The 6,541-nt window shown below is 64.7% G+C and carries 6 protein-coding genes and 1 tRNA gene; 2 read left to right on the forward strand and 5 right to left on the reverse strand.

Going from position 1 to position 6,541, the window contains the following annotated elements; genetic code table 11:
- Positions 1–169 precede the first annotated feature (169 nt).
- Both A8W25_RS33830 and A8W25_RS05500 read right to left on the reverse strand, forming a co-directional pair.
- Positions 170–320, reverse strand: a tRNA-Tyr gene (locus A8W25_RS33830).
- Between the two features lie 24 nt (positions 321–344).
- A complete protein-coding gene (locus tag A8W25_RS05500) occupies positions 345–3,269 on the reverse strand; it encodes an NACHT domain-containing protein (protein ID WP_067156870.1) in 2,925 nt (974 codons plus the stop codon).
- Positions 3,270–3,399: 130 nt separating this feature from the next.
- Here A8W25_RS05500 and A8W25_RS05505 point away from each other — a divergent pair, with 130 nt between their 5' ends.
- Entirely contained in the window at positions 3,400–3,612 is a 213-nt protein-coding gene (locus A8W25_RS05505) for a hypothetical protein (protein WP_067156871.1), read from the forward strand.
- A 153-nt stretch (positions 3,613–3,765) separates the two neighbouring features.
- On the opposite strand, the gene A8W25_RS05510 is transcribed toward A8W25_RS05505, so the two are convergent.
- The 3 genes from A8W25_RS05510 to A8W25_RS05520 are packed head-to-tail and all read right to left on the reverse strand — an operon-like array spanning position 3,766 to position 5,921.
- The gene (locus tag A8W25_RS05510) at positions 3,766–4,551 is read right to left on the reverse strand and encodes an inositol monophosphatase family protein (RefSeq protein WP_067156872.1); all 786 of its coding nucleotides are present in this window, start codon (positions 4,549–4,551) and stop codon (positions 3,766–3,768) included.
- Complete coding sequence (locus tag A8W25_RS05515) at positions 4,544–5,404, reverse strand: DUF5919 domain-containing protein (protein WP_067156873.1); 861 nt, start codon at positions 5,402–5,404, stop codon at positions 4,544–4,546. Before A8W25_RS05515 ends, A8W25_RS05510 begins: the two co-directional genes overlap by 8 nt.
- Positions 5,405–5,423: 19 nt before the next feature.
- Entirely contained in the window at positions 5,424–5,921 is a 498-nt protein-coding gene (locus A8W25_RS05520; protein WP_067156876.1) for a GntR family transcriptional regulator, read from the reverse strand.
- 355 nt (positions 5,922–6,276) lie between these two features.
- On the opposite strand from A8W25_RS05520, the gene A8W25_RS05525 reads away from it, so the two are divergent.
- Positions 6,277–6,541 (forward strand): hypothetical protein (locus A8W25_RS05525; protein ID WP_158942412.1); only part of this gene is annotated, 265 nt, incomplete at its 3' end.

The following is a 6,541-nucleotide window of genomic DNA, read 5'->3' on the forward strand; positions in this document are numbered from 1 at the left end:
GGGATGGGGGATGGGGGCAGAAATCGGACGCGGCAATTCCGGGTGACGCAGGGTGAGCAAGGTGAGCCGGCTCACCCGCCTCCCATCCCGGTGGAAGGATCGCGCCCGGACAACGAGAAAACCCCCTCTCACCTGCGTTTCCGCAGATGAGAGGGGGTCTCACCCAGTGTGGCGGCGCCAGGATTCGAACCTGGGTAGGCAGAGCCGACGGATTTACAGTCCGCTGGGCCGACACAGTCGAACCGACCATCAAGCTGGCCAGATGACACGGTGTGACTCTTGACGATCACCTGTGGCCCGCGACTGGCCCGGATCTCTCCCGCAAGGCCACGACGCCGACTAGATCACGCGCGTGGGCGAGGGTTGAGGGAAACAGTGCCAGGTGGAAAATCATCCGTTCCGAGCACTTCGTCCGCGTCACGGATCCGTACGGCGGCCAAAGACGACATACCCCGCAGGGGGTTGAGATCCACCCGACGCCGCTCGCCATGGCAGCTGATCGTCAGTCTCTCCAGCTCCGGGAAGACGGTGCGCACCATGACGAGATCGACTTCCTCGCGTCTACTCCCGAGGAAGAGATCGCGAACCTGTGGCATGGGGGGCAGTTGCCCGAGCATGGACGGTAGCGCGTCCAGTTGCACCAGCAGGTGGCTCAGGTGGGCGAGTTTCGCCAGCTGTGACATGCCCTCCACAGAGCCACACAGGTTCACGTTCGTGAGGTTAGGCCAGCGGGAGATCCCGTCCAGCGTTCCGATGTGCGCACACACGATATTCCCGAGGTACAGACCGTTGAGGTCCGCGTTTACCGGCCATGCCCCAAGATTCCCGTCTGGGCCTTCCGTATTGAGGCCCAAGTACTGCAGCTTCGTCAGCTCGTGGAGGCCACCGATAGATACACCCTCATAGAGGTAGAGATCCGTGACGGATGTGTCGGCGAGAGTAGTCAGATCCTTGACGCCAGGGCATCGAGTAAGGCTCAGCTGCTTCAGGGATTTGAAGGACCGCAAGTCGTCCAAGCTCCGCAACATCACATTGTTGGCGATCGATATCGACCGCACGCGGGCGGGTTCGACTGAACTAGCGATGTCACAGCTCGTGAAGGCGCCAACGAAACTGAGATTGTTAGGGGTGGGCAGGGACCGCAGCGCCATGAGTTGCTCAACTGATTCCACTATCGCATAGTAAAAATCCGGGATGTGAGAGAGAACCTCTCGCACATAATCTTCAGTGTCGAAACGGCCCCACTCACCTTGGAGCGCCCACTGCACGTCTCTGTTGGTGCATGTGCGGAACTTCTTCACGACGGTGAGAGCCGCGTCGCCACCGATCCGACCAGCGGTATGGACCACGGCTTGCGCTTCGTCGTCCTCTAGGCCTTCGGGGCCAGGGAGGAGGTCGAGAATCACCGGGCCAACTGCAGCCAATGCATTCCCTTCCTCAAAACTTCGCGGGGGCAAGAGCGCAGCAGTACGGTCTTGGACTTCTTGACGGATACCCGGGTCAAGTTCGGTGGCGTGTTCCAGGCAAGCAGTGGCCAGCAAGTGCAAGCGAGTGCGGTGCTTTGGAGTTCGATCGCCACGGCTGATCAAACGGCGCAACAAGTCGGCGCGTTCATGTGGGCGAGCGTGCGCGACAGCCATGCGGAGAACGTCCTCCCACTGATCGTCATGTGCGTGGCGGACCAGCAAGGGAATATCGCGAGCCTCGATTGCCGCCTTGGCACCTAAGTAGTCCTGAAATGTGCGATGGACGAAGTCGAAAGTTTCGGCTGTCGGCTGTCGTAAAAGTCCTGAGCGGGCGAGAAGGTGTGCCAGGACAGCCCCGGAATCTCCCTGTCGGGCGACGTGCGGCATCGCGGGTAAGGCATCAGAAACGAGGACACGAGTGGTGTCGCGGTCGAGTTCCGTCTGACCATTTCGAATTAGCCAGTACGCCAGGCGTTGCAAAATCTGGATACTCTGATGTTCGGTGAGAGTGAGACCTTCGGGTGCGTCGATGTCACGTTCACGGTCACGGCGGTGCAGCAACATCGAGAGGGCCGCTTCGTAGAGTTCCATCCGCCCGTGAGGCAGGTGACCGCGCCGGTCACGGTGGAGGGCACAAACCAAAGCACACAGCAGCGGTGTGGTGGTCAGGCGGGCGAGGTCGCGCTGCGAACGAACCGTGTCCTTGAGGGCCTCCTCCATGGCCGCCAAGTGATCTCGCTCTTGATCTGTGGTGGCAATGGCTGCGGCCGCCGTATGCCATCGGGTAACGAAGACCGCGACGTCCCGGGTGCTCATCGGGCGCACCGTCAGCTCGGTGAAGCCACTGTCTGCCAGCCATCCCTCGGGCACTGCCGAAGGACGTGTTGTCACCAAATAGGACGCCTGTGGGTAGGCACTGAGTAGTTCTCGCAACCATTGCCGGGTGCGAGCACGCTGCGTCTCGGGTACTTCGTCGAGACCGTCGACAAGCAGGAAGGCACGGCCGTCGAGCAATGCTCGATCGACCCACCCTTGCGGCTGGGCCTGGTCGCGCTGGCACCCCACCGCGGCTAGATACTCATGTGGGGCCGGGAGTTCACCGCGGCGTACCAGGGTCCTCAATGGCAGCACGAACGGCAGGCAGTCCGTCAGGTGGATCAGTTCCGCCGGCAGTCGGCGGCGGGCCGTCGACACGGCGAGCCACTGCAGCAGAGTCGTCTTGCCGCTGCCGGCCAGGCCCCGCACCAGGATTCTGCGCTTGCCGGCTAAGGCCTGCTCCGCGCGTTCCACGCGCACCCCGTCCTCTGCACCTGGCCGCGCGGCATTGATGTCTCCTCGGCCGTCGGCCAGACCAATGCCGTGGATCGGCGCGGCGAGCTCCAGGCTCAGGTACGCGGCGTCCAACGGCCAGCAGGCCCGCTCAGGTCGCGAAAGATCCAGCCCGATGACCGACAGTTGCCCGTAACGCTCTCCCACGTACTGTCGATACCAGGCCTCGAATTGCCTCTCGCCATCCGACACAGGTTCGGCAGGGTCGGGGGTACCAACGGAAGCCGCAGGAGGCTGGGCGCGGGCCCAGGTCCGCAGCAATGCCTCGGCATCGGCTCCCAGGGCCGCCGCGAGCGCCGCCACCGTTGATTCGCTGGGCACGGTGGTCCCGTTCAGCGCCTGGCTGATCGTGGTCCGGCTCAGTCCGGCCCGCTTGGCCAGAACGATCATGGAGAACCGTCGCTGTGCCCGCAGGCTCCGCAGCCGCTTCTTCAAGTCGGTCAGCGCTTCTTGCCGGGCCTCGCTCGTTGTCACCCAGTCCCTCCACGCCAGCGTCCCAGTCGCTGTTCAAGCTCGTACATTTTCGTCCAGCCGAACGCCCCTGTACGTCAGTTCAGCCATCTTCCTTCCCGTAACCGCCCCCTCCAGGGAAAGGGAGACCCCCATGACCGCGTCGCCCACGCGCCTGATGCTTCTCACCCTCGCCCTGCTGGCCGCCCTCCTTCTGGCCATGCTGAGCGCTGTCGCCGCCGCTCTGTTGGCCTACTGGGACGGAACTTCCCTCCCCGGCTCGCTTCAGCGGGGCGGAGCCGTCTTCGCCGGCACCCTCACTCTGTTGGTCGCACTGCTTGCCTTCGGAGCCAAGTGCCTGACTTAGTTCGCCACCTAGGCGCTGCGGAAGGATCTTTGAGTCTCAACGAGGAGCGCCAGCCAGAGCCTCCTTGCAGAGCGGCTTCATACTGGAACCCCATGGGGCAGGTGCCATCAAGCGGCATGCGGGCCAAACCAAGGGCCTCACGCGAGGCTGGCTCTATAGCACTGTGAGGAGCCCCATGACTGGGTCACGCAGCCCAGGCGTCACGGCGATGGTGGCCGCAGATCGAAGGTCGTGCGCAGTCCCGTCGATATCCATGACAACCGCACCAGCTTCGCGTGCGATGGCCACCCCGGCAGCCATGTCCCACGGATGGTTGCTCAGCGCGATGCTGGCATCCAGCTTCCCGGAAGCCACCCACACCAAATCCAGCGCAGCAGATCCCAGCATGCGCACGCGCAGCACGCTCTCGGCCAGCCGAGCCGTCAAGGCCAGCCGGCGCACGTTCCGCTCCTGGGCGTGCTCGCCGACCGCGTAGTCGCCCACGCCGACGATGGCTTCACTCAAGACCTTCGTCCGGCTCACAGCAATTCGGCTGCCATCGGCGTACGCACCATGCCCTTCGGCAGCCTTGAAGCGCTGCCCGAGGAAGGGCAGATCGATGACCCCCAGCACCGCTCGGTCGTTCTCAATCAGCCCCAGGGAAACCCCGCACAGCGGGATCCCGTTGACCAGGTTCGCCGTGCCGTCGACCGGATCGAGCGCCCACGTCAGCGATCCACCGAGCCCCGTGGCGCCGTGCTCCTCCCCCAGGAAGCCGATCTCCGGGGTCTCCTTCTGAAGGAATTCGCGCACGCGCTCCTCGACGGCGAAGTCGATCTCGGAGACCATGTCGCGGTCTCCCTTGGCCTGCACCGCGCCGGGAGCCATCTCAGTCACCAGCCCAGACGTCTGGTCCAGCGCCGCACAGGCAATGTCGAGCAGCGGCCGCAGGTCAGTCATTTACTTCCCGCCTTTCCCACAGCGTGGTGAAGATCTGGTCGAAGGTCGGATAGAGCCCGCCGGCAACCCTGCGCTTGCGTACGAGGAAGGTCGGCGAGTCCACACCACGAGTCTGGGGCAGATACGGCTGCGCCACGCACAACTGGCCATCGATCAAGGTGATGTTGAACCGTATCGGCTCGTCGTACACCCCGAACGCGATCCGCTGCACCGCCTCGGGGCTCAAGCGCTCCACCACACGCTCTTGCAGGATGGTCAGATTCATCGCCGTCAGCGCAGAGAGACGCCCTTCCGGGTACCCCTCTTCACGCTCACGCTCCGCGATGAAGTGGCCGTACGGCTTGAGGAAGAGCGCCTGCAACGTCGCCCCCTCCTCGATGATCTGGCGTAATCGAGCCTCCGAGTACGACTGACACAGCAGGTTGAGCGACAGCCCAGCCATCCTGATGTCCTTGGCCTCGTCCAGGAGGTCGGCCGCGGAGACCTTGGCCTGGAACTCGGAACGGCTCGCGTAGACGCCCGCCAGGTCGGCGAACTGATCGCCGACGATCTGCGTCAGAGCGTCCCGCGGCTCCCCCTCGGTCAGGCCGGGCGCGGACTGCCGCACCATCAGCTCTGCGGCGACCAGGACGTCGCCGGGCGGGGTCGCCGTCGTCTCCCACGACTCCAGAGCTTCCGGACTCACGTTCCAGTCGAGCATCGTCGACAGAAGTTCCGCGAATTCCGCATGGGACAGGCCCTTGGTGGTCCGGGCGGCGCTCAGCTGGTTCCGTGCCAACTCTGCGAGATCGGGGCGATAGGACGCCCTCCCGTGCAGCGATACGACTGTGCCGGACTTCCTCGGGCTCTCCATGTCCCCCTCCGAATGCGGCTCAGCCGCCGACAGCCCTGCGTGGCCCTTCTGGCCCCTCGGTCTTCATGGGGGCCTTGTCGCGCGGGTACGGCTGCCCCACGCGCCCGTACAGCTCGATCAACTGTGCCTGAAGGACAGCGACCGAGCGGCGCAGTTCGCCCATCTCCTCCCGCAGTTCCTCCACGGCAGAAGCATCGGACGGCACCTCCAACTCACCGACTCGCTCCTGGAGTTGCAGGAACCCGTCGCTCAGCTCCTCCAGCGAATGCCGCTTCGCCTTCGACTCGTCCGGCGTCGCGAGTACGTAGACGGCTTTTCCGGGCTGGCCATAGATCAGCCCCTCGTCCCGGAGGATCTTGAGCGCGTCCCTCACCACAGTGGTGGACACCTCGTGCGCCTTCATCAAGTTCGAAGCAGACGGAATCGGCTCACCGACCGGCAGGACGCCGCGCGCGATCTGCGATCGCAGCTCCTCCGCCAGCCGCTTGTAAGCGGGCCCTTCCTGCGCCTTGGCCACTCCGTCTTCCTTCCGCCCGCACCTGCTGCACCAGCCACAGATAGTGCAACACATGGCGAAAGCTGCGAGCCAGACGGCAGGACCGAGCTCGCCGAGACCTCTTGACAACCTCATGCACTAGGTGGAACCTACTGCATGAGGTTGACGCCGGGTGAGACATCCCGAGTCACCTCGCGCATGGAAACGGCCCCGGCAGATGTGGGCTACGGAGGCGCGCCAACGCCTACCGAGCTCCTGCCGAGGCCAACGCATCGCTCTCTCTGTCTGAAGGAGCTTCACGATGCTCAACCAGCGTACTTCCGCAGTCTTATCGACTGCGGCCACTTCCCCCGAGACCGGCGAGAGGGCCGCCTTCGTGGCCGGCCTTCGGCGCCTGGCGGACCAGTTGGAGCGGACGGAGCTCCCGGTCCCGCACGACCAGCGGTTCCTGCTCCCGCTGCACACCAACCTCGCCGTCGAGACCTTCGCCCAGGCGCACGGCCTGGACGTCGCGTACGACCCCGAGGGCAACGCCAGCACGGACCTGGCCTTCGGGCCGATCGTCTTCCACGCCTACGGCTACGTCGACTTCACCGGGCACTGCGCCCGCCAGGACGAGCGGCGGGCCCGGGGGGGGGGGG

Source organism: Streptomyces sp. ERV7 (assembly GCF_001653515.1).
Taxonomy (GTDB): Bacteria; Actinomycetota; Actinomycetes; order Streptomycetales; family Streptomycetaceae; genus Streptomyces.

Excerpts from the sequence above, each read along its gene's own strand:
- A8W25_RS05510 (WP_067156872.1), bottom strand. The coding sequence starts at position 4,551 with ATGACTGACCTGCGGCCGCTGCTCGACATTGCCTGTGCGGCGCTGGAC.
- A8W25_RS05515 (WP_067156873.1), bottom strand. The coding sequence starts at position 5,404 with ATGGAGAGCCCGAGGAAGTCCGGCACAGTCGTATCGCTGCACGGGAGG.
- A8W25_RS05505 (WP_067156871.1), top strand. The coding sequence starts at position 3,400 with ATGACCGCGTCGCCCACGCGCCTGATGCTTCTCACCCTCGCCCTGCTG.